The organism is Rheinheimera sp., assembly GCF_036782235.1.
Classification (GTDB): domain Bacteria; phylum Pseudomonadota; class Gammaproteobacteria; order Enterobacterales; family Alteromonadaceae; genus Pararheinheimera.
In genome coordinates this window covers 14,828-41,815 of sequence record NZ_DAIPZL010000013.1, presented here as the reverse complement: position 1 = coordinate 41,815, position 26,988 = coordinate 14,828, and the positions used below count along the sequence as shown (strand labels likewise).

Sequence of the window (26,988 nt, the reverse complement as noted above, 5' to 3'; positions counted from 1 at the left end):
TATTTCTGCTCTATAGTTTGCAGCATCCTAAAGTCAGAAGTGGATGTGCAACAATGCAACCTAACCAAGCCAGTTCAGCCAGCGCGCAGACCGATATTCAATCGTTGCTGCCCAGCGGTGAACGCCGCGCCCGGTTACGCCGTTGGCGTAGTCTGAAAGATCAAATGTCCCGTTATGGCATCGCCTTTGCCGGTATCAGTGTGGTACTGGCATTTACCACTATTTTTGTGTACCTGTTCTCAGAGGTAGGGCCGATTTTCTCTTCGGCATCAACAGAGCAGCAGCAGAGTTATCAAAGCCCGGAACAAGACGCTATTTTTGCCAACCTGGAGCGTTATGGCGAAGTGGGTTTGTTGGCCAATAAAGCCGGTGAACTGCAGTTTTTTAACGCTCATACCGGTGAGCACAGGCAAAAACTGCAACTGGCCTTGCCAGAAGGCGCCAGCATCACCAGTTTTTCCCGGGGTGAACCCCGCTCCGGCATTATTGCTTTTGGTTTATCCAATGGCCAGGTGCTGGTGGCCAAGCACGAATACAACTTAAGTTACCCTAATGACAAAAGGCAGATAGTGCCGGTGGTGACTTACCCGCTGGGTGAAACACCTTTGCAACTGGATGCCAAACAACAGGCCATTTTATCGCTGGCGGTGCAGGAAGGTCCTTCAGGCACAGCTATTACTGCTTTTACAGCCGATGGTCGTTTGTCTTACAACCTGTTTGAAGCCAAAACCGAGTTTTTAACCGGCGAAACGACCTTAGAACGCAGTGAATATCAGCTGCCGGATGCACCAAAAACAGTGTTAAAAATGCTGGTGGATACCACCTTACAAAACCTGTTTGTCGCTGATACTGAAGGCAATATTCATTATTACGACATCCGTGACCCGGCATCAGCCCGTTATGTAGAAGCCATCAGTGCGGTAAAAGCTGGTCAGCAGCTAACTGCACTGGAATTTTTGGTGGGCTCAGTGTCGCTGATCGCAGGTGGCAGTGACGGTTCTCTCAGTCAGTGGTTTTTAGTGCGTGATGAACACAACAACTTCCACTTAAAACATATCCGCGACTTTGAGCAACATCCGGCAGCTATTGTGCAGATTGAACCTGAATATTCGCGCAAAGGTTTTATGGCCATTGATGCCAAAGGTTATTTGGGCATTCATTACGGCACCTCAGCCCGCACCCTGATGCTGGAACCTTTGGGCGATGGTCTGCAACCTGCACGTATTGCCATTTCACCAATCAACCAGAGTTTCCTGGCTTTTGATAAAAACGGCACAGTGCAGCATTTTGCGCTGGACAATGCCCATCCTGAAGTCAGCTGGAAAGCGATGTGGAACGAAGTCTGGTATGAAGGTCGCGCTGAAAAAGACTATATCTGGCAGGCATCTTCAGGCTCTGATGAATTTGAAGCCAAAATGAGCCTGGTGCCGTTGGCGTCAGGCACCTTAAAAGCGGCATTTTTTGCCATGTTATTTGCCACGCCGCTGGCTCTGATGGGCGCTTTATACACAGCGTATTTTATGGCGCCGGCATTAAGAGGCAAGGTCAAGCCTACCATTGAAGTGATGGAAGCTTTGCCCACAGTGATCCTGGGCTTTTTAGCCGGCCTGTGGTTAGCGCCTTTTATTGAATCTTATTTAAGTGCAGTGTTCTCCATTTTACTGCTGCTGCCGCTGATGATGATTGCAACTGCTTATCTGTGGCGTTATGCCCCGGAAAAACTGCGTTTTGCACTGGGCCATGGCTGGGAAGTGGTGGTGCTTATTCCGGTCATCATGTTGCTGATTTACCTTTGTGTACAGGCAAGCCCGGTGATTGACCACATGTTTTTTGCCGGCAATTTACGTCAGTGGCTGACTGACAACGGTATTACTTATGATCAGCGTAACGCGCTGGTGGTGGGCATTGCCATGGGCTTTGCGGTTATCCCCAATATCTTTTCGATTGCCGAAGATGCCATTTACAACGTGCCAAAACACCTGACGCAGGGCTCATTGGCACTGGGTGCAACACCATGGCAAACCATGATGAATGTTGTGTTGCCAACAGCAAGCCCGGGCGTATTTGCGGCCGTGATGGTGGGTTTTGGCCGTGCCGTGGGCGAAACCATGATAGTGCTGATGGCGACAGGTAATAGCCCTATTGTGAACTTTAACCTGTTTGAAGGCATGCGTACTTTGTCGGCCAATATAGCAGTAGAACTGCCGGAAACTGCAGTGGGTAGCACTCACTTTAGGGTGTTGTTCCTGGCTGCACTGGTGCTGTTGGTCTTTACCTTTATTTTTAACACTGTCGCCGAGCTGATTCGGCAGCGTTTACGTCAACGCTTCAGTAGCCTGTAAGTTGGAGTCATAGTGATGAAAGCGTGGTTTAGAACAGGAACGCCGTGGATTTGGTTAAATGCCGGTGCTATTGCCCTGAGTCTGGTGATGGTACTTGGTGTGCTGGGCCTGATCACTGTGCAGGGTGCCAGTCATTTCTGGCCGGCCGATTTGCAGCAGGTCAAACTGACCAAAGCAGACGGCAGCACACAGATGATTCTGGCTGAGCTGGTCAGAACTGAAGAAGTCAGTGCTTCTGTGCTGAAAGATTCGGGCATAAAGCTTGAAACCCAGGCCGAGTTTTATCAGCGCCATTTGTTAAAAATGGGCAACCGGGATTTATATGGCCGTGACTTCAGCTGGTTTCTGCAGCCGCAGTTATCAGACTGGTCACAACCAGCAAATGCCATTGTGATTGAGCGGCGCGAGTGGGGGAACTTTTATGGTTTCCCATTGCGGTTGTTGCAGGATGGTCAGGTTGTGGCAGAAGGCGACAAATTGTGGCTAGAGCTGCAGCAACGTATTGCGCGTGCCAATGAAATTTACCAGCAAATTGCCCTGATTGAAAAAGGTGATATCGGCCGTATCAACAAAAAGCTGGAAGCCTTGCGGCTTAAGGAAAGAAAACTGCAGCTCGCACAGGCCGATGCCGTGACTTTGCAGGCACACAAGGCCGAAGCTTTAACAGAAAAAGCGGCGCTTGATGCTGAATATGCTGTGCTGCAACAACAATTAGAACAGCTGTACGCCGCAACCAAAAGAGACGTTTTGTTGGTGCAAAGTGCCGAAGGCAAAGAGCTGGAAATTAGCCTTGGCAACATAGTCCATGCCCATTTCCCAAATGCCATGAGCACCACAGACAAACTGCAGCACTACGTTGCTGCAATCTGGAATTTCCTCAGTGACGAACCAAGGGAAGCCAACACTGAAGGTGGGATTTTCCCAGCGATTTTTGGCACCGTCACTATGGTGATCCTGATGTCGATTATCGTCACACCTTTTGGTGTGCTGGCTGCTATTTATCTGCGTGAATATGCCAAAGATGGTCCGCTGCTGCGGGTGATCCGGATTTCGGTCTACAACCTGGCCGGCGTTCCTTCAATCGTATACGGCGTGTTTGGTCTGGGCTTTTTTGTCTACATTATGGGCGGCAGTATTGATGCGCTGTTTTATCCGGAATCCTTACCTGCACCAACTTTTGGTACCCCGGGTTTATTCTGGGCATCTTTGACGCTGGCGTTATTAACTTTGCCAGTGGTGATAGTTTCAACTGAAGAAGGTTTGTCACGTATTCCAAGCACAATCCGGATGGGCAGTCTGGCGTTGGGCGCGACCAAGTCTGAAACTTTATGGAAAGTTGTGGTTCCGCTGGCTACGCCTGCCATGATGACAGGGTTGATCCTGGCTATTGCCCGTGCGGCCGGTGAAGTGGCACCGCTGATGCTGGTTGGGGTGGTGAAACTGGCTCCGACTTTACCTGTGGACGGTAATTTCCCCTTTGTGCATTTAGACCAAAAAATCATGCACTTAGGCTTCCATGTTTATGATGTGGGTTTCCAGAGTCCGAACGTTGAAGCGTCGCGGCCGCTGCTTTATGCCACAGCATTGGTGTTGGTGATCCTGATTATGGTGCTGAACCTGGCTGCCATTCAGTTGCGCAACAGGCTGCGGGAAAAATACCGCAGTGAATCAGACTAAACAGAACACAGATCAAGGGCAAAACTTTGGTTTTGCCGGCAAAAGGCAGGCTTGCTGCCTGCCAGAACAAATTTTGCAGTAATGAGAGAAGAATCATGACCCAACAACAAATGATATTAAATGACGCCGAACTGAACCTGGCAAATGAGAAAATTAAATTAGAAGTCAACGATTTACGCTTATATTACGGCGAGTCGATGGCGCTGAAAAACATTAACCTGCGCATTCCGGAAAAACGCGTGACGGCTTTTATCGGCCCTTCAGGTTGTGGTAAGTCCACCTTGTTGCGTTGCTTTAACCGCATGAATGACCTGGTGGATATTTGCCGTATTGAAGGCAAAATTCTGATGGATGGCCAGAATATTTATGACAAAAAAGTGGACGTGGCTGAGCTGCGCCGCCAGGTGGGGATGGTGTTTCAAAAACCTAATCCATTCCCGAAAACCATTTATGAAAACGTGGCTTATGGTCTGCGCCTGCAAGGGGTCAAAGATCGCCGTGTGCTGGACGAAGTGGTGGAAAACTCACTAAAAGGTGCCGCACTTTGGAACGAAGTGAAAGACCGTCTGCATGACAACGCTTTTGGGTTGTCCGGTGGTCAGCAACAACGTCTGGTGATTGCCCGCGCTATTGCCATTGAACCTGAAGTGTTATTGCTGGATGAACCGGCTTCGGCACTTGACCCTATTTCCACGTTAAAAATTGAAGAGCTGATTTATGAGCTCAAGGACAAATACACCATAGTCATTGTGACCCACAACATGCAGCAGGCGGCTCGTGTGTCTGACTATACTGCCTTTATGTATATGGGCGATTTAATTGAGTTTGACGCCACCAACAAGATGTTTACCAATCCATCGCAACAGCAGACTGAAGATTACATCACTGGTCGTTTTGGTTAAGCGCTTAGGGCTTTGATAAAGAGGAATTGATGATGGATAAGCTGAATCTGACAAAACACATTTCCAGCCAGTTTAATGAAGAAATTGAACAAATCCGCAACCACGTTATGGCGATGGGTGGTTTGATTGAACAGCAACTGTCGGATGCGTTAACCGCTATTGCCCAAAACAACGCAGAGCTGGCGCAGCAAGTGATTGCGACTGATTTAAAGGTCAATGAATGGGAAATCCGTATTGATGGTGAATGTACCCGTATTATCGCCAAACGCCAGCCGGCGGCCAGCGATTTACGACTGATTATGGCCATTATCAAAGCCATTTCCGACTTAGAACGCATTGGTGATGAAGCCGAGCGTATTGCCAAAGTGGCGCTGGAATCATTTTCCAGTGCACAACAGGATTTACTGGTCAATCTGGAAAACATGGGCCGCCATGTTGCCCAGATGTTACATGACGTGCTGGATGCTTTTGCCCGGATGGACGTGGAAGCTGCGCTGGCTGTTTATAAAGAAGATAAAAAAGTCGATCGTGAATATGAAGCTATCACCCGTCAGCTGATGACTTATATGATGGAAGACCCACGTTCTATTCCAAAAATTATGAATGTGCTTTGGTCGGCCCGGGCGCTGGAACGTATTGGCGATCGTTGTAAAAACGTGGCTGAATACGTGATTTCTTTTGTCAAAGGCAAAGATGTGCGTCACAGCGACGAAGACAGTCTTGAGCAAAATGCCCGCAGCTGATCACCATCTCTGCAGCTTAGCAAGGCGTTAAAAAAACAAATAGATAGTGCCTTGTGGCGCTATCAGAAAAATAACCGGCAATGCAGCCAGTTCTGACTAAAATTCAGGCTGGCTTTTGTATTTTCAGCGCAGAATTCGTTTTTATTCAGCACCTGATGCAGTACAATGCGCGCCGACTTTCGTCCATTTAAAAAACCAAGAGGCACACTTATGCCAAGTGCATTTTTAGCTGTTTTTGCTAAATCACCGATCAAGCCGATCGAAGAGCATATTCGCAAAGTATTAACAGCCAGCGAGCAGTTATTACCATTTTTCGCTGCTGTGTATAACAAAGACTGGGAAAAAGCAGCGGAAGTCAGGAAGACAATTGTGGCGCTGGAGAAAGACGCCGACAAGTTAAAACGGGATATCCGTATTCACTTACCCCGAGGTTTGTTTTTACCTGTGGACCGTACCGACATTCTGGAGCTGGTGTCACAACAAGACAAAATTGCGAACAAAGCCAAAGACATCACAGGCCGGGTATTAGGCCGTGAGCTGGAAATTCCGGCGCCAATTCAGGCCGAATTTCACGCTTATCTGCAACGTTGTGTGGATGCGGTGGCGTTGGCTTGTGATGCCATCAATGAGTTAGACGAGCTGCTGGAAACGGGTTTCCGTGGTCGTGAAGTCGATCTGGTGATCAAAATGGTCGAAAAAATCGACGAGATTGAACACGACACCGATCAAATGCAGGTGAGCCTGCGCAAGTTCGTCCGCAAAGCAGAAACTGAGTTAAATCCGGTTGATGTGATGTTCCTGTACCGCACGCTGGAGTGGGTAGGCGACTTAGCCGACACTGCACTGCGCGTGGGTTCGCGTCTTGAAATCATGTTAGCTCGTTAATTCTCAGGGTAGTTAAATCATGGAATTATTGTCTCAATACGGCTTTTATTTGCTGGTTGCCGCCGCTTTGTTCGGCTTTTTTATGGCTTATGGTGTAGGTGCAAATGATGTCGCCAACGCCATGGGCACTTCAGTAGGTTCAAAAGCCTTAACTTTAAAACAAGCCTTAATTGTGGCTGCAGTATTTGAAGCTGCCGGTGCCTGGTTAGCCGGTGGTGAAGTCACATCCACTATCCGCAGTGGCATAGTGGATGCGGCCGCTTTTGCGCCTGTGCCTGAACTTTTGGTGTACGGCATGATAGCGTCTTTATTGGCTGCCGGCACCTGGTTATTGGTTGCTTCTTATTTTGGCTGGCCTGTATCAACCACTCACTCTATTGTTGGCGCCATTATTGGTTTTGCCTCAGTAGGCGTGGGCATGGAATATGTGCATTGGGATGAAGTGGGCGGTATTGTTGGCAGCTGGGTGGTAACCCCTGTGCTGTCAGGTATCCTAGCTTATTTGATTTTTATGAGTGCACAAAAGCTGATTTTTGATACCGAAAACCCATTGGCCAATGCCAAAAAATATGTGCCTTTTTACATGTTTTTTGCCGCTTTTATTATGGCTTATGTGACAGTTTCAAAAGGTCTGAAACACGTTGGTCTTAAATTCAGCACTGCTGAGGGGATCTGGTTATGTTTGGCGATCGCGGCCACTGTTGCTGTGATTGGTAAAATTGCCATTAGCCGGCTCAAGATTGACCCGGATGCCGATAAAGAAATGCACTTTACTAATGTGGAAAAAATCTTTGGTATTCTGATGATTTTTACCGCCTGTTGTATGGCCTTTGCCCACGGTTCAAATGACGTTGCCAATGCGATTGGCCCTCTGGCTGCTGTGGTTGGTATTATCCAGTCGGGTGGTCAAATACTGGATAAAGTCGCGCTGGATTGGTGGATTTTACCTTTAGGTGCCGTGGGTATTGTGATCGGTTTGGCGACTTTGGGTGCCAAAGTGATTCAGACCATAGGTGAAAATATTACCCATTTAACGCCAAGCCGTGGTTTTGCAGCTGAAATAGCAGCGGCAAGTACGGTGGTCATTGCTTCAGGTTTAGGTTTGCCTATTTCCACCACTCAGACCCTGGTTGGTGCTGTATTAGGTGTTGGTATGGCCCGTGGTATTGCTGCATTAAATTTAGGGGTGATCCGTAACATCTTTATATCGTGGATTGTGACTTTGCCGGTTGGTGCTTTCCTGTCCATCGTATTTTTCTATACCATCAAAGGTATTATGGGCTCGCTTTAAGCTTTTAAAAAAATAAAAAACCCGCTGCGGCGGGTTTTTTATTGCTGAAAGGTGCCGCTCTTGTGTTGTTGCTAGTTTCAGTTGTGACTGCTTTAGCAAAATCTGAATTTTCACTTGCTGCGCCAGCGCTTATCCACTAGCATCAATTAATCGTAATTACAGGTAAAAATCTTTCTTTTTAACGGATTTAATGATGAAACGATTGCCCAGTATTAAACAACTGCAATACCTGCTGGCTTTACATGAACATCAGCATTTTGGTCGTGCTGCCGACGCCTGTTATATAGGGCAATCTACCTTAAGTGCCGCCATTGCTAATCTGGAAGAGACAATGAATGCGCAGTTGCTGGAACGCGACCATAAAACCTTTATTTTTACCCCACTGGGCGAGGATGTAGTGCGCCAGGCACGTTATATCATTGAGCAATGTGAAGAGCTGACCGATTTTGCCCGCCATCAGGGCAAGCCGATGACTGGCCCTTTCCGCTTGGGTTGTATCCCAACTATTGCACCTTTTGTGCTGAGCGAAGTGATGGCGCTGTGCCGCGAGCGTTATCCGGAATTACAACTGCTGCTGCGGGAAGACACCTCAGACAATTCACTGCACGCATTGGCCGAAGGCCGACTGGATATGGTGCTGTTGGCATTGCCTTATGAAACCGGTGCTTTGCATACTGAAGTGCTGGCACAGGATGCATTTAAGCTGGTGCTGCATAAAGACTGGCTGGATAGGGGGTTTCAGAACGATATCAGCCAGTGGCCGGATGAAAGTATATTTTTACTGGAGCGGGAACACTGTCTGACCAATCATGCGGTAAAAGCCTGTGAGCTGGAAGACTCACGCAAAGTGAATCCGTTTTTTGCCACCAGTCTGCATACCTTGACCCAGATGGTAAACAACAAACTGGGGGTGACTTTTATGCCCCAAATGGCCATTAACAGCGGTTTGCTGGACGGCACTGAACTGGTTAGTCAAAGCCCGGCGACGGCCGGTGCGTACCGCGATATAGGCGTAGCCTGGCGGCCTACCTCCACCAAAGCCCGCAGTTACCGTATGATGGCTACACTGATTGCCGAAGTGCTGCAAAAAAAATGTACTGTGTGATAAATCTGACGGCTGAAAATAAAAAAACCAGCATCTTTATGCTGGTTTTGCTTTACAGCGTAGAGCTTCAGGGGCGTTGCCGGTATTTACTAAAATACACCTGATGCAGATGGGTATTTTTGTCCGGTAGCAGATACAACAATAACAATGAAAAGAAGTTCAACAGCGGAACCAGGCCAAGTAAGGCAAAAAGCCAGGGCGGGTAACCTTTTTCCAGTGCCAGCTGATGACAATACCAGCTTAAAATTAACAAACTGCAGCCAAATAACCACAGCGTAAACCAAAGTTCCATTTATGCTCCTTCTTGCGGCGTCCTGCCGTATTTTTCACTGCGGCAATTATAGTCAGGCTTTATCAGTGCGAAAAATAAAAATAACAAAAAATAAGCATTTAACGATGAATCTTGATGTTGCACCTGATTTTGCAACAGCATTTTATGTTGCTACCGGTTTGAGTTCAGTGACAAAGCTCAGTACAATGGCGCCCCTTTTTTAGTTTGTCAGTAAAGCGGACTAGCCCCATGTTAAGAACAGACTTTAGTTTTGAGCTGCCCGAGCAGTTGATCGCCCGTTTCCCACAACCAGAACGTTCAGCCAGCCGGCTGCTGCGGTTAAAGCGGCACAGTGGTGAATTATCCCATCATCAATTCAGCGATATCCTTGATGCCATTGCACCCGGTGACTTGCTGGTGTTTAACAACACCAGGGTCATTCCGGCCAGGCTGTTTGGCCAAAAAGCGTCAGGAGGTAAAGTTGAAGTGCTGGTGGAACGACTGCTCGATGAGCGACGTTTTTTAGCCCATGTCCGCGCCAGTAAAGCGCCAAAACCCGGCACTACATTGCTGCTGGAAAATGACGCCGAAGTGGAAATGCTGCAGCGTCAGGGCGAGTTGTTTGAGCTCAGAGTCACAGGCAGCGAGCCTGTGCTTGCCATGCTGGAACGGCTGGGGCATATGCCGCTGCCGCCTTATATCGACAGACCGGACAGCGCCGCAGACCGCGAAAGGTATCAAACGGTTTATAACAAAAAACCAGGCGCAGTGGCTGCACCAACAGCTGGCCTGCATTTTGATGAACCTTTGCTGGCAGCACTGCAAGCCAAAGGTGTGGAGTTTGCTTTTGTGACTCTGCATGTTGGCGCTGGTACCTTTCAGCCGGTGCGGGTGGACAATGTGCTTGAACATCAGATGCATGCTGAATATATCGAAGTGCCGGATGAAGTGGTTGCCGCGGTAAAAGCCTGTAAAGCCCGGGGCAATAAAGTGATTGCTGTGGGCACCACTTCAGTGCGGTCGCTGGAGTCGGCGGCACAAATTGCCAAAAACAACGGCAAGGAACTGGAAGCCTACAGTGGGGACACCCGGATCTTTATCTACCCTGGTTATCAGTTTGCCGTAGTGGATGGCCTGATCACCAATTTCCACCTGCCAGAATCGACGCTGATTATGCTGGTATCTGCGTTCAGCTCCCGTGAATTTGTAATGAATGCCTATCAAACAGCCATTAAGGAGCAATATCGTTTTTACTCTTATGGCGATGCCATGCTTATTCTCTGAATCCTGCCGCTGACTCTGCTGTTGTCGCGGCTAAAAGGCCGTGACAAGGGTAGGGTTCGGCATTTCTTTCTGCTACAATCGGGCGGTTTTTTGACAAGCGCTGGACTGTTTTTCCGGTGATACGAGGTTATTGTGAAATTTGAATTATTAACCACAGACGGCAAAGCCCGTCGTGGCCGTATGGTATTTGACCGCGGTGTTGTTGAAACTCCGGCATTTATGCCGGTGGGAACTTACGGCACAGTCAAAGGCATGACGCCAGAAGAGCTGGAAGCGACAGGCGCTCAGATTTGCCTTGGCAATACATTTCATCTGATGCTGCGCCCTGGCACCGACATTATTAAAAAACATGGTGACCTGCATGATTTTATGCAGTGGCAAAAACCTATTCTGACCGACTCTGGTGGTTTTCAGGTATTTAGCCTGGGTGAACTGCGCAAAATCAAAGAAGAGGGGGTGACTTTCCGCTCTCCGCTCAATGGTGAAAAAATCTTTTTAACACCGGAAAAATCCATGGAAGTGCAGGCTGCGCTTGGCTCTGATATTGTGATGATTTTTGACGAATGTACGCCGTATCCAGCCACTGAAAAACAAGCGAAAAAGTCGATGGAAATGAGCCTGCGCTGGGCTAAACGCAGTAAAGAAGCGCATGGGGACAACCCTTCGGCACTCTTTGGTATTATTCAGGGGGGCATGTATCCAAACCTGCGGGATGTGTCGTTGCAGGGGCTGGAAGAAATTGGTTTTGACGGTTATGCCATCGGCGGTTTGTCGGTGGGTGAACCTAAACATGAAATGATCAAAATTCTCAATCACACCACAGATCAAATGCCGGCGCATAAACCGCGTTATCTGATGGGGGTGGGCAAACCTGAAGACTTAGTTGAAGGTGTGCGCCGTGGTATTGATATGTTCGACTGTGTGATGCCAACCCGTAATGCCCGCAACGGTCATTTGTTTGTGCAAACTGGCGTGGTGAAGATCCGTAACGCCAAATACAAAGACGATGTGGCGCCACTGGACGCAGAATGTGACTGTTACACTTGTAAAAATTACACTCGGTCATATTTACATCATCTGGACCGTTGCAACGAAATTCTGGGTGCAAGGCTCAATACCATTCACAACCTGAGGCATTATCAAATTTTGATGCAAGGTTTACGGGATGCAATAGCCGCAGGTAAGCTGGATGCTTTTGTGGCCGACTTTTACCAAAAACGTGGTCAGGATGTGCCGGCACTGGATGTGCTGCCACCTTTGCCGGTAACAGTACAAGCATAAAAATCTGAGTTTTTTAATTTAAGGGGACAACCATGAGTTTATTTATTTCTAACGCTTACGCCCAAACCGCACCAACTGGCCAGCCAGGTGGTGGTTTAGACATGATCATCATGCTGGTGGCATTTGGTTTAATTTTTTATTTCCTGATTTACCGTCCGCAAGCCAAACGTTTAAAAGAGCATAAAAACCTGATGGCAGCGCTGGCCAAAGGGGACGAAGTGCTGACCGGCGGTGGTTTAGTGGGTCGTATCAGCAAAATTGCGGACGACAAAGATTTTGTCATTATCGCGCTGAACGACACGACTGAAGTGACAGTGCAAAAAGGCGCTATTTCTGCTGTGTTGCCAAAAGGCACGCTGAAGTCGCTGTAACAGCCGCTTTTTTCACAAGGAATTATCCGTGTTAAACCAGAACTCTATCTGGCGGTATCTGACGGTTGTGGTAGTGCTTGCGGTCGCTTTGATCTACGCACTACCAAATATTTACCCGAATGATCCGTCGTTACAAATCAGCGGTACCCGTGGTGCCGAAGTGAGTGCTGACAAAGTGACTGTGCTTGAGCAGGCACTGACAGCAGAAAATATTAATTTTAAAAGTGTGGTGTTAAATAAAGGCCAGATTTTAGCCCGTTTTAACAACACCGAAGACCAGCTGAAAGCCCGTGAAGTAGTTGCGACTGCTTTAGGTGATGAAGTGGTAAGCGCACTGAATATGGCACCGGCTACACCAGCCTGGCTGGATGCGATAGGCGCAGCCCCGATGAAGCTGGGTCTGGACTTACGTGGTGGTGTGCACTTCCTGATGGAAGTGGACATGAAAACGGCGATGGATAAAAACATCAACGATTTAGTGCAGATTTACCGCACTGACTTACGTGAAGCCAAAGTGCGTTACCGTTCGGTCACGCCGGATCTGGTCAATCAGCGTGTGATGCTGGCGTTCAGAACTGCTGAAGATGTGGCAGCGGCCAAAGCCGTGTTGTCGAAAAAAGATGCTGACATGGTATACACCGAAGCCGACGACAACAGCCTGGTGGTGTCATTCAGCGAAGCACGCCTCAAAGCCTTGCGTGAAGATGCGGTAGCACAAAACATTACCATTATCCGTAACAGGGTCAATGCCATTGGTGTGGCTGAACCTTTGGTACAGCGCCAGGGAGCTGAACGTATTGTTGTGCAGTTGCCTGGTATTCAGGATACAGCCCGCGCTAAAGAAATTTTAGGGGCAACAGCCACACTGGAATTCCGTCTGGTCGATGAAACTGCTGATGTACAAAGTGCACTGGCGGGTCGGGTACCTCCAAGCTCACAACTATTTAATGACCGTGCCGGTAACCCTGTGGTGCTGCAAAAACGCATCATGCTGACTGGTAACCATATTGTGGGTGCCAACACCAGTTTTGACGAAAACGGCCGGCCTCAGGTGAATATCGACCTGGACGCCAAAGGTGGTTCAACTTTCTCTAATCTGACCAAAGATGCAATTGGCAAAGCCATGGCCACTGTTTTTATCGAGTACAAACCAACAGATAAAAAAGATGCCAACGGCAAAACCATTATGGAGAAAAAAGAAGAAGTGGTGAGTGTCGCGACTATTCAGGCACGCCTTGGCCGCAGTTTCCGTATTACCGGTTTAGATGCACCGGGTGAAGCCCAAAACCTGGCCGTATTATTACGCGCTGGTGCTTTGATTGCGCCCATTCTGATTGTGGAAGAACGCACTGTTGGCCCAAGCTTAGGTCAGGAAAACATCGACTTAGGTATGAACGCTATTCTGTGGGGCATGCTGTCAGTGCTGGCGTTTATGGTTATTTATTACAAGTGGTTTGGTTTGGTTGCCAATATTGCGTTAACCGCCAACTTAGTGCTGCTGATTGGTGTGATGTCGATGATACCTGGCGCCACTTTAACCTTACCTGGGATGGCCGGTATTGTACTTACTGTAGGTATGGCCGTTGATGCTAACGTACTGATCTTTGAGCGGATCCGCGAAGAGCTGGCCGAAGGGCGTTCCGCAGCACATGCCATTCACGAAGGTTACAACCGTGCTTTTGCCACTATTGCCGATTCGAACATTACGACGCTGTTGGTCGCTCTTATCCTGTTTGGCATTGGTACAGGCCCGGTGAAAGGTTTTGCCGTGACACTGGCACTGGGTATTGTGACCTCTATTTTCACTGCTGTGGTGGTGAGCCGGTTAATTGTCAATATGATCTGGGGCCAGCGTCGCGGCACCAGCCTGCCGGTTTAAGGAGTCAGCAATGAGACTATTTAATTTTAAAACCGCACTGAACTTTATGAAGTTAAAGTGGCCGGCCTTGGTATTTTCTACCTTTCTGGTTCTTGGGTCTTTAGTCAGTCTGTTTACCCAAGGCTTAAACCTGGGGTTGGACTTTACCGGTGGTACTGTGATCGAAGTCAAATTTGAACAGGCTGCCGACTTAAATAAAGTCCGTACCGCACTTGGCAGCAGTGGTTTTGCAGATGCTCAGGTGCAGTATTTTGGCAACAGTCAGGAAGTGATGATCCGTATTGCCCCCCGTGAAGGCGTGGAGCAAAAAACTATTGGTGAACAAATTCTGACCGCCATTCATACCGTAGCAGAAACACCGGTGACAGTACGCAAAGTCGATATCGTGGGTTCTTCGGTCGGTGACGAGCTAAAAGATGACGGTTTTCTTGCCGTTCTGGCCGCGTTGGTTGGTATCATGATTTATGTTGCCGCCCGGTTTGAATGGCGTTATTCAGTAGGTGCTGTTGCGTCTTTACTGCACGACGTTGTCATTACGCTTGGCCTGTTTTCAGTATTCCAACTGGAATTTGATCTGACAGTACTGGCGGCTATTCTGGCACTGATTGGTTATTCTATTAACGATACCATCGTTGTGTTTGACCGTATCCGCGAAATGTTCCGTAAATTACGAGATGCCACAGTGGAAGAAACAGTGAACGAAGCAATCACTTCAACACTGAGTCGTACTACCATGACGTCTTTTACCACGGCGTTAACGCTGATAGTGTTGTTTTATATGGGCGGCGCTATGATCCATGGTTTTGCCACGGCGTTACTGTTTGGTATTGCCATTGGTACTTATTCTTCGGTGTATATCGCCAGTTCTGTTGCTGTTATTTTAGGTGCAAGCCGTGAAGACTTATTGCCAACAGTGATTGAAAAAGAAGGTGAAGGCACTTCTGCTTTATAACAAAATAAGCCAGTCTGATGACTGGCTTTTTTTTGCCCCGAAAGGAAGGTGACATGAGTAAACAACATAGCCCAGGTTTTCTGGCACTGGTTAATGCAGCCAAAAGCCGGGTCAAAGAAATCAGTATTGAAGAATTTTTACAGCATCAACAACCCTGTGTCCTTATTGATGTGCGGGAAGACCGCGAGTGGCAGGCCGGACATTTGCCACAGGCCATGCATCTTGGCAAAGGTATTATCGAACGTGATATTGAACAGGTGGTGCAGGACAAACAGCAAACCATGGTGCTGTATTGTGGGGGGGGGTATCGCTCTGCACTGGCAGCCGATGCGCTGCAGCAAATGGGTTATCAGCATGTGCTGAGCCTGGCCGGAGGTTACAGTGCCTGGGTGGCCAAAGGTTTAACACTGGAAAAACCCGCCAGTTAAATCAGCAGGGCCAGCAGTTAATGTTGGCCTGCTTTTCCTGCTGTTCTTGATAAAGCTCTCTGGCGAAGTTGCTTTGAACTCAAGTTAGGCTGTTCTACTGCTGAGCTGCCAGCTATGGCGGCTCTAGCGCTACCTTCTGGTAATTCGGCCGATAGCGGCTAGACTTGGCTTTATCAAAGGAATGAACAACTCCCGAAGGATGCTTTAATCCAGGTGCAGAGGTTCATATGCAGAAAAAAGTCTTGTGTTTTATCTTGTTGTGCCCTTTCGTTTCAGCCTTTTCGCAGGCAGACATAGCCCTGATAGTTCACCCAAATAATGCGGCCTCAGTGTCAGACTCAGACATCAAAGCCTTGTTTCTCGGTAAACAACGTAGTTTTAGTGACGGCAAGCAGGCGATCCCGCTGGTGGTGGTGGAATCTGAAGCCAGCCGCTCTGAATTTAATACCAAGGTGTTGAGTAAAACCGATGCTCAGCTGAAAGCTTATTGGTCAAAACTGACCTTTACCGGCAAAGGCACGCCACCCCGTGAAGTCAGTAGCGATGAAATGATCCAGCTGGTGTCTGACAATCCCGCCACCATAGGTTTTGTTGACGCCAGTAAAGTCACTGCTGCAGTCAAAGTTGTTGCTACCTATTAGTCGCTAATTACTGAGCGAGGAACTGTTATGAAAACATGGCTTGGTGCTGTGCTGGTGCTGCTTTGCACCATGGGAGCTGCTGTTGCTGATATTCAGTGGAGCGGTTACGGCTCGCTGGTGGTGGGCAAAACCCTGGGTGGTGACCCGGATCCAACAGGTGAGGTCGAGTTCCCGGTGGATTTTTATGATTATGCTTTTTACCAGAATGAATGGTCGATGGAACCTGAGTCGATGATAGCGCTGCAAGCGCGGATGGATGTGATGGAAAATCTGACTTTTACCGCCCAGCTGGTGGCTAAAGGTGCTGATGATTTTTCACCGGATATCGATTGGCTTTATGCCACCTACCGTTTTTCCGATGATTTATACCTGATGCTCGGCCGGCGTAATTTGCCGATGTATTATTTTTCTGAGTATATGGAAGTGGGCTTTGCTTACCCCTGGGTGCGTCCACCAGCCAATTTATACTGGTGGGAAATTACCCAGTTTAATGGTGCCACCCTGGTGAAAGACTTTATGGTAGAAGACTGGAATTTCAGCCTGAGTGGTTTTGTTGGCCATGAAACCCAGAAAAACATTAAATCCCATGATTTCTGGCGCAACAGGGGCGGTTATTATTTTCCGCCTGAAGGCACCTATATTGCCGGTACTGCGGATGTGACCTGGAGCAAAATTATGGGCGCCAATCTGGCAGCCAGCAACGACTGGATAGATTTGCGTTTATCTTATTTCCGCACCTTTTATGAAACCTTCGCCGACGTGATGTTTTTTGATGAACTTGATCTTGATGGTGACGGCGTGACGGATCAGGTGGTGGAAAGGCGCACAAATCCGGATGGTACGCCTATTCGCTCCGGTGCATCGCCTTTGACTGAGTTTGACCTCGACTTTTTTGGTGCCAGTGGCTCCTTTAATTTCACCCATGTCACGCTGTTGTTTGACTACAACTACGTGATGTACGACGACGGTTATGGCTCGCGTTTTCCAACCTACCTGCTGACCGCCATCTACAACCATGATGTGTGGCAGCCCTATATTGGCATGTCGCAGGCGTTGTTAAAAATCACTGAGGATTACCAGGGATTTGGCACCGGGGAGGCGGAAGAGCACCGCATGGTTACAGTCGGGCTTAAATATAACTTCCATCCGAATGCCAGTTTAAAAGTGCAGTATGACGACTTCCAAGATAGTGGCGATCGTCTGCCCTGGTACGACTTTAGTTATCACAATGACGCCAGGCTGTTTAGTGTAGCCCTGGATTTTGTGTTCTGATAAAAGCGGTTGCCGGCACTTTGCTGCCGGCAACTTTGCTACCCGCCACGATGCACTGCTCTGCATGCTGATTGAATCTCTGACTAAAAAACATCCAAAAATTTGATCTGTATTAAAGCTGCTGTTGTTGGCTTGGCTACACTTTTTTTGCTGTAAGTCACCATGCTGAAATTTAGTTGAAAAAGGAGCAACGTATGAGCCTGATCCCGCGTAATTTTCCTGATCTTGATTCGCTGTTTGATAACTTTTTTGCGCCAACGGCCTGGAAATCTGAGCAGAATCAGTTCTTTGCGCCGAAGGTAGATATTAAGGACAACAAAGACCATTACCTGATCAGCGCTGAGCTGCCGGGTGTAAAAAAAGAAGATATTCATATCAGCCTGCAGCAGGGCGTGTTGACGCTGGAAGCAGAAGTAAAGCAGGAAGATAAAGAAGAAAAAGATGGCAAAATTATCCGGCAGGAGCGCCGTTATGGCCGTATTCAGCGCAGTTTTACTGTGGGCAATACGGTGCATGAATCCGATATCAGCGCCAGTTTTACCGACGGCATTTTGTCGATTAAAGCACCGAAAAAAGCTGAGCCCGAGCAGCAAAGCCGCAAGATCCAGATCAGTTAAAACTTAGGCTCGCAAATACGGCAACAAAAAGCCCCGCAATTGCGGGGCTTTTTACATAAAAAACAGAGGATTATTTCATTAAAGAGTCGGTCAGATGCGGACGCATGCCTTTAAGCATCGCAGCCAGCACTTTAGGGTTACCTGCCACAATATTGCCGCTTTTCATTTGGTTATTGCCACCGACAAAATCGCTGACCAGACCACCGGCTTCACGCACCAGTAATTCGCCTGCAGCTGTGTCCCATGGCTTTAAGCCAATTTCCCAGAAACCGTCTAAACGACCGGCTGCAACATAAGCCAGATCCAGAGCGGCTGAGCCGGTACGGCGTACATCTGCTGCTGTGGTAAAAAAGGTTTTAAAGGTTTCGGTATAAGCGTCTAAATGATGTTTGTGCTTAAACGGAAAACCTGTCGCCAGAATAGTACCGCCTAAATCAGTGGCATTGCTGACACGGATACGACGACCATTGAGCTGAGCACCGGCACCACGGCTGGCGGTAAATACTTCACCACGCAGCGGGTCAAAAATAACGGCCTGTTCCAGCTTGCCGCGGTAACGCAAAGCAATGGAAACTGCAAAATGAGGAATGCCTTTGATAAAGTTGGCGGTGCCATCGAGCGGGTCGATGATCCACTGGTAATCACTATTGTTGTTGCTGTATTCGCCACCTTCTTCCGCGATGATATCGTGGTCAGGGTAGGACTTACGCAAAATCTGCACTATGGCCTGTTCGGCTTCTTTATCTACGTTGGTGACAAAGTCATTGGTACCTTTTTGAGTGGTCTGAACCATGTCCAGTTGACCACAGGCCCGGGCGATAATATTGCCTGCGCTACGCGCAGCACGAACAGCGATGTTTAACATCGGGTGCATAGGATTACCTTATTGTATAAAGAACAGTCAAAAGAGCGGCGCGTATTATATCGGCTCAAACGCAAATGTACAGCTGAATTTTGTGTGTTCAGATCCTGTTCCCGAATTCCGAAGGCTGCTGGCAGCATGCCCCCAATAAGCGGCAAACGCCGATGGTTCTTGCGGTAGAGCATCCGGCACAGACGAAGATTAGATGAAGTATTTCTGCCATGAAAACAGTTTACTGGGAAATTTTGCAAACTTGTGTCAATAAGCACATTAAAACTAAATTCACTTTAGATTAAGTTGGTTTTTGTACAATGTTATTAATTAATTAGCTCTGTATTTTATTTTTTTAAGCTATTGTTTTTAAAGTGAAATATTTCAAGTATTTGTGGTTTGATAGTTTTTAATTGAATTTGTCGTTATTCGTCACTATTTTAGTGTTAAAGCTAGATTCACCCTGTTGGCAGCCGGAGGTTTATATTGGATGCAGTTACCATCAATCAGATGTTGCTGATTGGCGCATTTCTGGTCGCGGCCAGCATTATGGTGAGTTCGGTGGCCAGCAAAATTGGTGTGCCTATTCTGGTTATTTTTTTATCGGTGGGCATGATTGCCGGTGTTGACGGTCCAGGTGGCATTAAGTTTGATGATTACAGCCTGGCCTATCTGGTCAGTAACCTGGCGCTGGCGGTGATTTTGCTCGACGGTGGTATGCGCACCAACGCCCGCAGTTTCCGGGTTGCGCTTTGGCCTTCGTTGTCGCTGGCAACTGTGGGGGTGGTACTGACCGCAGGTTTAACCGGTATTGCCGCGGCCTGGTTGTTTAATTTGGAGCTGTTGGAAGGTTTATTAATAGGCGCTATTGTCGGTTCTACCGACGCTGCTGTGGTATTTAACCTGTTAAACGGCAAAGGTTTAAACGAGCGGGTGGGGGCAACCCTTGAAATAGAGTCTGGTAGTAACGACCCGATGGCGATGTTTTTAACTGTTACCTTAATTGCCATGTTGGTCAGCGGTCAAACCGCTTTTGAGTGGACTGTGTTGGTGAGTTTGGTACAGCAGTTTGGTATCGGTATTTTACTGGGCCTGGCTGGTGGCTGGTTTTTGCTAAAGCTGATTAACCGTATTCATATCGCTGATGGTTTATACCCGCTGCTGGCGGTCAGTGGCGGTATTATTCTGTATGCTTTGTCTGGTGCTATTGGCGGCAGTGGTATTCTTACTGTTTATGTCTGTGGTTTGGTGCTCGGCAACCAGCCTATCCGTAACAGGCACGGCATTTTACATATGTTTGATGGCCTCGCCTGGCTCAGTCAGATAGGCATGTTTCTGGTGCTGGGCTTATTGCTGACACCCAGTGAATTATTGCCAATCGCGGTACCGGCTTTGTTGTTGTCGCTTTGGATGATTTTATTCGCGAGGCCGCTCTCGGTATTTATCGGTTTATTGCCGTTTCGCGGTTTTAGCTTTAAAGAGCGCAGTTTTATTTCCTGGGTTGGCCTGCGTGGTGCCGTGCCGGTAATTTTGGCGGTATTTCCACTGATGGCAGGTTTACCCAATGCCCAGCTGTTTTTTAATGTGGCGTTTTTTATTGTATTGGTGTCGTTATTACTGCAGGGCACCACGCTGGGTTTTGCCGCACGTAAAGCCAAAGTGGTGGTGCCTGCCATGCCTACACCCATTTCCCGTGCCGGTATTGAAATTGCGCTGGCCAGTCAGTGGGAGCTGTTTGTATATAAACTGAACGAGGAAAAATGGTGTATCGGTCATGAACTTCGTAGTTTAAATATGCCTGATAACACCCGTATTGTGGCGTTATTCCGTGACAATGTGCTGCTGCACCCTTCGGGCAGTTCTAAACTGATGGCCGGTGATGTACTTTGTATTATCGGACATGATGCCGATTTGCCTGTACTTGGCCGTATGTTCAGTGAAACACCACAACGCAACTTTGACTTTGAGTTTTTTGGTGACTTTATGCTTGATGGCTCAGCCAGACTGGATGATTTAGCCATGTTCTACAGTCTGGATCTGAGTGAGTGTGGTGATTGTGTGCTGCTGAACGAATTTATCGCCCGCAAACATGGTGGCAAGCTGGTGGTTGGCGATACCGTCAGCTGGTCTGGTATGCTGTGGACAGTGGCTGAATTACAGGGGGCTGACATCAGCCGTATTGGTGTGAAGGCGTTACCAGAGCCTGCCAATACAACTCTTGTCTAAAGCAGGGATTTAGTTGCTGCCATAAAGCTGCTGGCGTTTAACCATCACCCAGCAGCAAAAAGGCGGTAATAACAAAAATTTAGCGGTATCCAGTAAACCGGACCACAATAAACCGGACTGTAAATAATGCTCCTGCCCAAAGGGTGGGGTCATAAAAATCAATGGCAACAAAGTTGAGCAACAACTTAAACTCAGCCAGTTGGGTCGGAAAAAGCGCTGAATCAACCAAGCAATCACCAAAGCTGCCAATAACACACCAAAACCATGGGCCAGATGCATCCAGGCGAATAAACCATCCGTTGAAGCAACAAGACCAACAGGCCACCAATCCGGTTTTTGGGCGGCAAGGGTATAACCCACAGTGAACATCAGCAGCAATTGATAAAAAGCACTAAGGCCAAGTGCACTGAGCAAATATCCTAACTTTTGTTTCATAACTTTCCTTTGTTGTTTGTTCAATCCGATCCAGCCAGCAATAACAAGGCTGAACGAATATCCGTTGTTTGTATTTTTACAACACAACTTTGTGCCAAAGCAAAAAAATGTTGTTGGATCAAACTGATAACCTCTGATAAATCAAGCTGCTCATCGCTTAGATAAAGCTGATGTTTTGCATTCAGCCGGTATACCCGACCCACACTATCAATCAAACGGTCTGTATCTGGCAGCAGATGCAATGGTTGTTGCAGCAGCTGTTCCAGCATTTGCTTATCCTTGATCAGTTCCGCTTCCTGCTGTCCCTGATAACTAAGGAGCAGCGGAAACTCGGGCTGTATTTCGGGTAGTCGCATTTTTGTTGTCCTGAGTTTATTGCAGCAAGATTGTGTATCACAGCACATCACCAGCCAATGACCTGGCATTAGAAACACAGATCAGCAGCAAAAAAAACGGCAGCCACAGCTGCCGTTGTATTGTCAGGAACCGATTAATGACGGAAATGACGTACGCCGGTAAACACCATGGCAATATCATGTTCATCTGCTGCTGCAATCACTTCTGCGTCGCGCATAGAACCACCTGGCTGGATCACGGCTTTAATGCCGGCAGCAGCAGCAGCGTCAATGCCATCGCGGAACGGGAAAAACGCATCAGAAGCCATCACTGAACCTTTGACTTCCAGGTTTTCGTCGGCAGCTTTAATACCGGCAATTTTTGCGCTGTACACACGGCTCATCTGGCCTGCGCCAACACCAATGGTCATTGAGTCTTTGGCATACACAATAGCGTTGGATTTGACGTACTTGGCCACTTTCCAGCAGAACAACAAATCACGCAGTTCATCTGCTGTTGGCTGACGCTTTGATACGACTTTTAAATCGTCTAATCCAACCATCTTCTGGTCACGGTCTTGCACCAATACACCACCGTTGACACGTTTAATATCAAAACCTGTTGTTTTATCAGACCACTGACCACAGACCAATAAACGTACATTTGGTTTTTTCGAAATAATTTCAGCAGCTTCACTGGTTGCTGTTGGCGCAATAATCACTTCCACAAACTGACGGCTGACAATAGCTTCAGCTGTCACTGCATCTAACTCGCGGTTAAAAGCAATAATGCCGCCAAAGGCTGAGGTTGGATCTGTCTGATAAGCGCGGTTGTAAGCGCTAAGGATGTCGTTGCCAATAGCCACACCACAAGGGTTGGCGTGTTTGACGATCACACAGGCAGGTTCAGCAAATTCTTTGACACACTCAAGGGCTGCGTCTGTGTCGGCGATATTGTTGTAAGACAGCTCTTTGCCTTGCAGCTGAGTGGCGCTTGCAACTGAGGCTTCCTGAATATTGTGTTCTACATAAAAAGCAGCTTGCTGATGGCTGTTTTCGCCATAACGTAAATCCTGTTTTTTCACAAACTGGCTGTTAAAAGTACGCGGGAATTTACTTGGTTGAGCATCTACTGTGTCATAGGCCGGCAGCATGGCGCCAAAATAGTTGGCAATCATGCCATCGTATTGCGCAGTATGTTCAAAAGCGCTGATGGCTAAGCTAAAACGGGTGGCGTGTGTGGTGGCGCCCTGGTTGGCCGCCATTTCAGCCAGTACTTTGTCGTAATCAGCAGCATTCACCACAATAGTCACATCAGCGTGGTTTTTTGCTGCAGCACGCACCATAGTCGGGCCGCCGATATCAATATTTTCTACCGCATCTTCCAGGGTGCAACCGGCTTTGGCAACAGTGCTGGCGAAGGGGTACAGATTCACCACCACCAAATCAATGGCGTTGATGTTGTTGGCCGCCATCACAGCTTCGTCCTGGCCACGGCGCGCTAAGATACCGCCATGCACTTTAGGGTGCAGGGTTTTGACACGGCCATCCATAATTTCCGGATGACCTGTGTAGTCAGAGACTTCAATTACAGGAATGTTTTGCTCTGCCAGCAGCTTGGCAGTACCACCGGTAGATAACAGTTCCACACCTTGCGCCGCTAAAGCGCGGGCAAATTCAACAATGCCAGTTTTGTCAGAAACACTGAGTAGTGCGCGACGGATTGGACGAGCTGAGGTCATATCGGTTCTCTCTTTAGTATCTTCGCTAAACAAGGGATAAATAAATTCTGCTCTGTGAGCTGTTCTGACTGTGCGGACTTCCGGCGTATTTGTCGGCTTTAAGCAAAACCGGAAAATCGGGCTTCAGCTGCAGAACCTTGTTTGTGGTGCCGGTGCAGCAATTTGCCGGGCGCCAGAAACAAAAAAGCACCCGAAGGTGCTTTCTGGCGGGACTCCTCCCGCGGGGGCATTAGCTCATGCCGTATTGTTTCAGCTTCTTGCGCAGCGTGCCGCGGTTGATGCCCATCAGATTGGCGGCGCGGGTCTGATTACCGCGGGTATATTTCATTACTTCTTCCAGTAACGGTTTTTCCAGCTCTGACAACACCAGTTCGTACAGGTCGTTGACGTCCTGACCGTTTAACTGTTGCAGGTAGTTCGCCACCGCTTTTTGTACCGCGTTACTTAAAGGCTGCGGTTTTTCCTGAGTCTGTACATGGGCGTTGGTGATAAATGGCGAAGTCACGTTTTGATTAAACATTACCAGGTCTCTTTACGTTAGTTGCTGCTAGTTGTTCGAAATAGGTCCACAGAGCATCAAGCTGCGGTTGTTGCTGCTCGATGCCGTTAAATTCACTGCGAAACGCGCCTTCGGCATCATGTTCGGCCAGATACCACCCCACATGTTTGCGGGCGATACGCGGGCCAAGCACTTCACCATACAGCTGGTGTAAGCCTTTGACGTGTTCCAGCATAATATCCCTGACTTGCTGCAAGTCGGGTGCTGCCAACAATTCCCCTGTGGTCAGGTAATGAACCACTTCCCGAAAAATCCAGGGCCGGCCCTGTGCTGCCCGCCCAATCATGATGGCGTCAGCACCGGTGTAATCCAGCACAAACCTGGCTTTTTGCGGTGACGTGATGTCACCGTTGGCGATCACCGGGATCGACACTGCCTGTTTGATAGCGCGGATGGTGTCGTACTCCGCTTCTCCTTTATACATACAGGCTTTGGTTCGGCCATGAACCGCCAGACATTGAATGCCGTTATCTTCCGCTATCCGTGCTATTTGCACGCCATTGCGGTTATCGGTGTCCCAGCCGGTGCGGATTTTCAGCGTGACCGGAACTGATACAGCCTTGACCACGGCCTGAACAATTTTCTCAACAAGATCCGGATACTGTAACAGCGCCGAACCCGCCAGTTTTTTGTTCACTTTTTTCGCCGGACATCCCATATTGATGTCGATGATTTGGGCGCCGTGTTCAACATTAAACACCGCAGCTTGGGCCATCTGATCTGGATCGGCACCGGCAATTTGTACTGAACGAATGCCAGACTCATCACCATGTGTCATCCGATTTAGCGATTTTTCGCTTTGCCACACCAAAGGATTACTCGACATCATTTCTGACACAGCTAAACCTGCGCCAAACCGACGGCAAAGCTCACGAAAAGTGTAATCCGTGACTCCAGCCATCGGAGCACAAATCACATTGTTCGATAATTGGTATGGACCGATGCGCACCGCTATATCCCTAGGCTCTACCCCGAAGGGGCGCTAAGTTTACGGATTTTTGCACACAAAGCAAAGGCTATTATTTAAACAAAAATGCAAATTTATTGGCCTTTGGCGGGTTGACAATCGCTAAACGGCTGAAAATTAGACTCAACAAAATAGGGAACACAGCAAAACAGGCTTTAATAAAATCAGATAATTGTATTGCTGTTGTTTTTTGCAGCAGCACTTTGACCTGTTGCATCTGAACCAGGCGGCTGTTATCGGCCACAGCTTGATAAAAAAGAGCACCTGCAAGCAGGTGCCCAAGTCATCTCCCAGGAACATGAGTGATGAAAATGGTGTGCCCTGATGATGTGGTGATCAGGGCAACTGAGTGTTAAGGGGCTGGTTGGCGGATGCCAAGCCAGGTCATTTTGGCCGGGGTTACCTCAAGCGGCAGTTTGCTCACCGCCAGACTGGTTAAATCAAGCTGCAACAGCTGTTTATTGGCCGGATCAGTAATAAAGATGTCGTCATTCTGACCATTCACCGCAATTACCGGCGGGTTGCTGCTGTCGATATTGTTCAACAATGCCAGTTTGGCTTTGATGCTATAACCTGTGGCGACTTGCTGGATAGTGACAGCACCACTGTTGTCGAGTTGCACAAAATAGTCGCCGTCGGACGACATGGCGTAGCTAACCCTGGTTTGAGTGCCACCCTGGCGCCAGTCCAGTTTTTGCATGGTGAGGCTCACCGGATCGATCAGATACATGTCCTGTCCGGCAAAACCAATTACCTGTGTCAGGTTTTTATGGCCAGTCAGGGTACCGATCCGGCCTGTCATGCCCGCAGGATTGGCCAGTTTTACTGCACTGAGTTCATCGGCTTTTTGTTGTACAACCAGCACACCGTCAATACAGCCAAACAGGCTGTAGTCTTTGACCGAATAACTGCCATGCAGTCCGGGGCATTGTTCGCTAAACCGCTCTTTGAGCTTAAAACTGTTGCCTTCCTGCTGATACCATTCCACCTGGGTCGGCAAGGTATTGGCGGCGTCGGCCGGCCGGTAGGTGGTTAACAAATGCGAACCCCTCGGTTCTGCCGTGCCGTGCATATTCAGTGGCAGGGTCAGACTGGCGCTGGTTTTAGCAGCTGCAATGTTAGCGTCGGTCAGAATGGTGACGCTGGCAGCTTGCATGGGGGCTGCGGCACCATCAAAAAAGATAGCGGCCTGATTGCCATGCACTTCATAGTGGGTGGGGGCAATGCCTTTGAGCACAAAGCTGCTAAGCGCAGGTGCTTGCTGATAATCGTGCAGATGATCTGCATGATCTTCCTGATATAAACCACCATCGATAAAGCTGATCTGATGGTCATTGCGCTGCAGCAATACAGCATAACGTTGGTTGGGGCTGGCATAAATGCTATGCACCGGCTTTTTGCTGTCAAATGAGGTCAGCATTTTTTTATGTTTAATATCATAAACATAAACCAGGTTGTTGCCACTGCTACTAAGCACCAACAGCCCCTGGCTGTCTATTTTATGTTGAGGATGTTCGGGTTGTGCTTTGCCTTCATTGCTGTGTGTTGAAGAGTCACAACCGAAGAGGCCAAGCAGCATTACAGTGGCAAGGCTTGCAGGCTGGAAAAAAACTTTGGACACAATTCATCTCCCTGATTAAAGAGATGTTATATTATAACGATATTGCGCCACTGAATATTGTTTTAAAGACAAAAATACGCACTTGGGCGCAAATCAACCTTAGCCGCCTTTGTTTTGCTGCTTGGTAATAGCGGGATTGGCACAGCCTGATATAACGGCTATCTCAGCGAAAGATTGGTTGTGCAGCCTGTGCCGGCTTTCTCTGGTGCAGTACGAGTGACGCAGATGTATTAAAGCGGTGTTGTTGTGGCTATAAAACGGAGTCTGATAAATCAGCTGGGGCCCACACAGCAGTGGCGCGGACTCTGA

General features: G+C 48.3%; 25 protein-coding genes. 17 read left to right on the top strand and 8 right to left on the bottom strand.

All coding sequences use genetic code 11. The annotated features are described in order from the left end of the window. Nucleotides 1-53 precede the first annotated feature (53 nt). The 7 genes from V7P87_RS13600 to V7P87_RS13570 all read left to right on the top strand — a co-directional run bounded on the left by V7P87_RS13600 (nucleotide 54) and on the right by V7P87_RS13570 (nucleotide 8,945). Nucleotides 54-2,342, top strand: a complete 2,289-nt coding sequence (locus tag V7P87_RS13600) for an ABC transporter permease subunit (protein ID WP_442967975.1) — start codon at nucleotides 54-56, stop codon at nucleotides 2,340-2,342. Between the two features lie 15 nt (nucleotides 2,343-2,357). Then, on the top strand, nucleotides 2,358-4,019 hold the full coding sequence (pstA, locus tag V7P87_RS13595; protein WP_333797912.1) for a phosphate ABC transporter permease PstA: 1,662 nt from the start codon (nucleotides 2,358-2,360) through the stop codon (nucleotides 4,017-4,019). A gap of 95 nt (nucleotides 4,020-4,114) precedes the next feature. Next, a complete protein-coding gene (pstB, locus tag V7P87_RS13590; protein ID WP_442967974.1) occupies nucleotides 4,115-4,921 on the top strand; it encodes a phosphate ABC transporter ATP-binding protein PstB in 807 nt (268 codons plus the stop codon). 32 nt (nucleotides 4,922-4,953) lie between these two features. Continuing rightward, nucleotides 4,954-5,664, top strand: coding sequence for a phosphate signaling complex protein PhoU (gene phoU, locus V7P87_RS13585; protein ID WP_260655788.1), 711 nt, complete (start codon nucleotides 4,954-4,956; stop codon nucleotides 5,662-5,664). A 210-nt stretch (nucleotides 5,665-5,874) separates the two neighbouring features. After that, the gene (locus V7P87_RS13580) at nucleotides 5,875-6,549 is read left to right on the top strand and encodes a TIGR00153 family protein (RefSeq protein WP_333797911.1); all 675 of its coding nucleotides are present in this window, start codon (nucleotides 5,875-5,877) and stop codon (nucleotides 6,547-6,549) included. A gap of 19 nt (nucleotides 6,550-6,568) precedes the next feature. Further along, complete coding sequence (locus V7P87_RS13575; protein ID WP_333797910.1) at nucleotides 6,569-7,840, top strand: inorganic phosphate transporter; 1,272 nt, start codon at nucleotides 6,569-6,571, stop codon at nucleotides 7,838-7,840. Between the two features lie 193 nt (nucleotides 7,841-8,033). Further along, nucleotides 8,034-8,945: a LysR substrate-binding domain-containing protein gene (locus V7P87_RS13570; RefSeq protein WP_333797909.1), complete on the top strand. Its 912-nt coding sequence runs from the start codon at nucleotides 8,034-8,036 to the stop codon at nucleotides 8,943-8,945. 67 nt (nucleotides 8,946-9,012) lie between these two features. Here V7P87_RS13570 and V7P87_RS13565 read toward each other — a convergent pair whose 3' ends face one another. After that, complete coding sequence (locus V7P87_RS13565; RefSeq protein WP_333797908.1) at nucleotides 9,013-9,237, bottom strand: hypothetical protein; 225 nt, start codon at nucleotides 9,235-9,237, stop codon at nucleotides 9,013-9,015. Nucleotides 9,238-9,465: 228 nt separating this feature from the next. On the opposite strand from V7P87_RS13565, the gene queA reads away from it, so the two are divergent. From queA to V7P87_RS13520, 9 genes are all read left to right on the top strand, one after another. Further along, a complete protein-coding gene (gene queA / locus V7P87_RS13560) occupies nucleotides 9,466-10,500 on the top strand; it encodes a tRNA preQ1(34) S-adenosylmethionine ribosyltransferase-isomerase QueA (RefSeq protein WP_333797907.1) in 1,035 nt (344 codons plus the stop codon). Nucleotides 10,501-10,632: 132 nt separating this feature from the next. Continuing rightward, the gene (gene tgt / locus V7P87_RS13555) at nucleotides 10,633-11,781 is read left to right on the top strand and encodes a tRNA guanosine(34) transglycosylase Tgt (protein ID WP_333797906.1); all 1,149 of its coding nucleotides are present in this window, start codon (nucleotides 10,633-10,635) and stop codon (nucleotides 11,779-11,781) included. A gap of 32 nt (nucleotides 11,782-11,813) precedes the next feature. After that, a complete protein-coding gene (gene yajC, locus V7P87_RS13550; RefSeq protein WP_333797905.1) occupies nucleotides 11,814-12,152 on the top strand; it encodes a preprotein translocase subunit YajC in 339 nt (112 codons plus the stop codon). Between the two features lie 28 nt (nucleotides 12,153-12,180). Beyond that, nucleotides 12,181-14,031, top strand: coding sequence for a protein translocase subunit SecD (gene secD / locus V7P87_RS13545; RefSeq protein ID WP_333797904.1), 1,851 nt, complete (start codon nucleotides 12,181-12,183; stop codon nucleotides 14,029-14,031). A gap of 10 nt (nucleotides 14,032-14,041) precedes the next feature. Continuing rightward, nucleotides 14,042-14,983 (top strand): protein translocase subunit SecF, encoded by a 942-nt coding sequence (gene secF / locus V7P87_RS13540; RefSeq protein ID WP_333797903.1) that lies wholly within the window; start codon nucleotides 14,042-14,044, stop codon nucleotides 14,981-14,983. A gap of 53 nt (nucleotides 14,984-15,036) precedes the next feature. Continuing rightward, the gene (locus tag V7P87_RS13535) at nucleotides 15,037-15,411 is read left to right on the top strand and encodes a rhodanese-like domain-containing protein (RefSeq protein ID WP_333797902.1); all 375 of its coding nucleotides are present in this window, start codon (nucleotides 15,037-15,039) and stop codon (nucleotides 15,409-15,411) included. A gap of 329 nt (nucleotides 15,412-15,740) precedes the next feature. Beyond that, entirely contained in the window at nucleotides 15,741-16,052 is a 312-nt protein-coding gene (locus V7P87_RS13530; protein WP_333797901.1) for a phosphate ABC transporter substrate-binding protein, read from the top strand. A 27-nt stretch (nucleotides 16,053-16,079) separates the two neighbouring features. Next, a complete protein-coding gene (locus tag V7P87_RS13525; RefSeq protein WP_333797900.1) occupies nucleotides 16,080-17,324 on the top strand; it encodes a hypothetical protein in 1,245 nt (414 codons plus the stop codon). Nucleotides 17,325-17,518: 194 nt separating this feature from the next. Further along, nucleotides 17,519-17,941 (top strand): Hsp20/alpha crystallin family protein, encoded by a 423-nt coding sequence (locus V7P87_RS13520; RefSeq protein ID WP_296294451.1) that lies wholly within the window; start codon nucleotides 17,519-17,521, stop codon nucleotides 17,939-17,941. A 70-nt stretch (nucleotides 17,942-18,011) separates the two neighbouring features. On the opposite strand, the gene suhB is transcribed toward V7P87_RS13520, so the two are convergent. Then, nucleotides 18,012-18,815, bottom strand: coding sequence for an inositol-1-monophosphatase (gene suhB / locus V7P87_RS13515; RefSeq protein WP_260655802.1), 804 nt, complete (start codon nucleotides 18,813-18,815; stop codon nucleotides 18,012-18,014). A 465-nt stretch (nucleotides 18,816-19,280) separates the two neighbouring features. Between suhB and V7P87_RS13510 the strand changes: the two genes are divergently transcribed. Further along, the gene (locus tag V7P87_RS13510) at nucleotides 19,281-21,020 is read left to right on the top strand and encodes a potassium/proton antiporter (RefSeq protein WP_333797899.1); all 1,740 of its coding nucleotides are present in this window, start codon (nucleotides 19,281-19,283) and stop codon (nucleotides 21,018-21,020) included. 9 nt (nucleotides 21,021-21,029) lie between these two features. Here V7P87_RS13510 and V7P87_RS13505 read toward each other — a convergent pair whose 3' ends face one another. The 6 genes from V7P87_RS13505 to V7P87_RS13480 form a co-directional block, all read right to left on the bottom strand. Then, entirely contained in the window at nucleotides 21,030-21,455 is a 426-nt protein-coding gene (locus V7P87_RS13505) for a hypothetical protein (RefSeq protein ID WP_333797898.1), read from the bottom strand. A gap of 20 nt (nucleotides 21,456-21,475) precedes the next feature. After that, nucleotides 21,476-21,811, bottom strand: a complete 336-nt coding sequence (locus V7P87_RS13500) for a DUF4144 family protein (protein WP_333797897.1) — start codon at nucleotides 21,809-21,811, stop codon at nucleotides 21,476-21,478. 134 nt (nucleotides 21,812-21,945) lie between these two features. Next, the gene (gene purH / locus V7P87_RS13495) at nucleotides 21,946-23,532 is read right to left on the bottom strand and encodes a bifunctional phosphoribosylaminoimidazolecarboxamide formyltransferase/IMP cyclohydrolase (protein WP_333797896.1); all 1,587 of its coding nucleotides are present in this window, start codon (nucleotides 23,530-23,532) and stop codon (nucleotides 21,946-21,948) included. Between the two features lie 229 nt (nucleotides 23,533-23,761). Further along, the gene (gene fis / locus V7P87_RS13490; protein ID WP_008897208.1) at nucleotides 23,762-24,052 is read right to left on the bottom strand and encodes a DNA-binding transcriptional regulator Fis; all 291 of its coding nucleotides are present in this window, start codon (nucleotides 24,050-24,052) and stop codon (nucleotides 23,762-23,764) included. Next, entirely contained in the window at nucleotides 24,045-25,040 is a 996-nt protein-coding gene (dusB, locus tag V7P87_RS13485) for a tRNA dihydrouridine synthase DusB (RefSeq protein WP_333797895.1), read from the bottom strand. The genes fis and dusB overlap by 8 nt, the downstream gene beginning before the upstream one ends. Before the next feature lie 370 nt (nucleotides 25,041-25,410). Next, nucleotides 25,411-26,679, bottom strand: coding sequence for a hypothetical protein (locus V7P87_RS13480; RefSeq protein ID WP_333797894.1), 1,269 nt, complete (start codon nucleotides 26,677-26,679; stop codon nucleotides 25,411-25,413). Nucleotides 26,680-26,988: the final 309 nt, after the last annotated feature.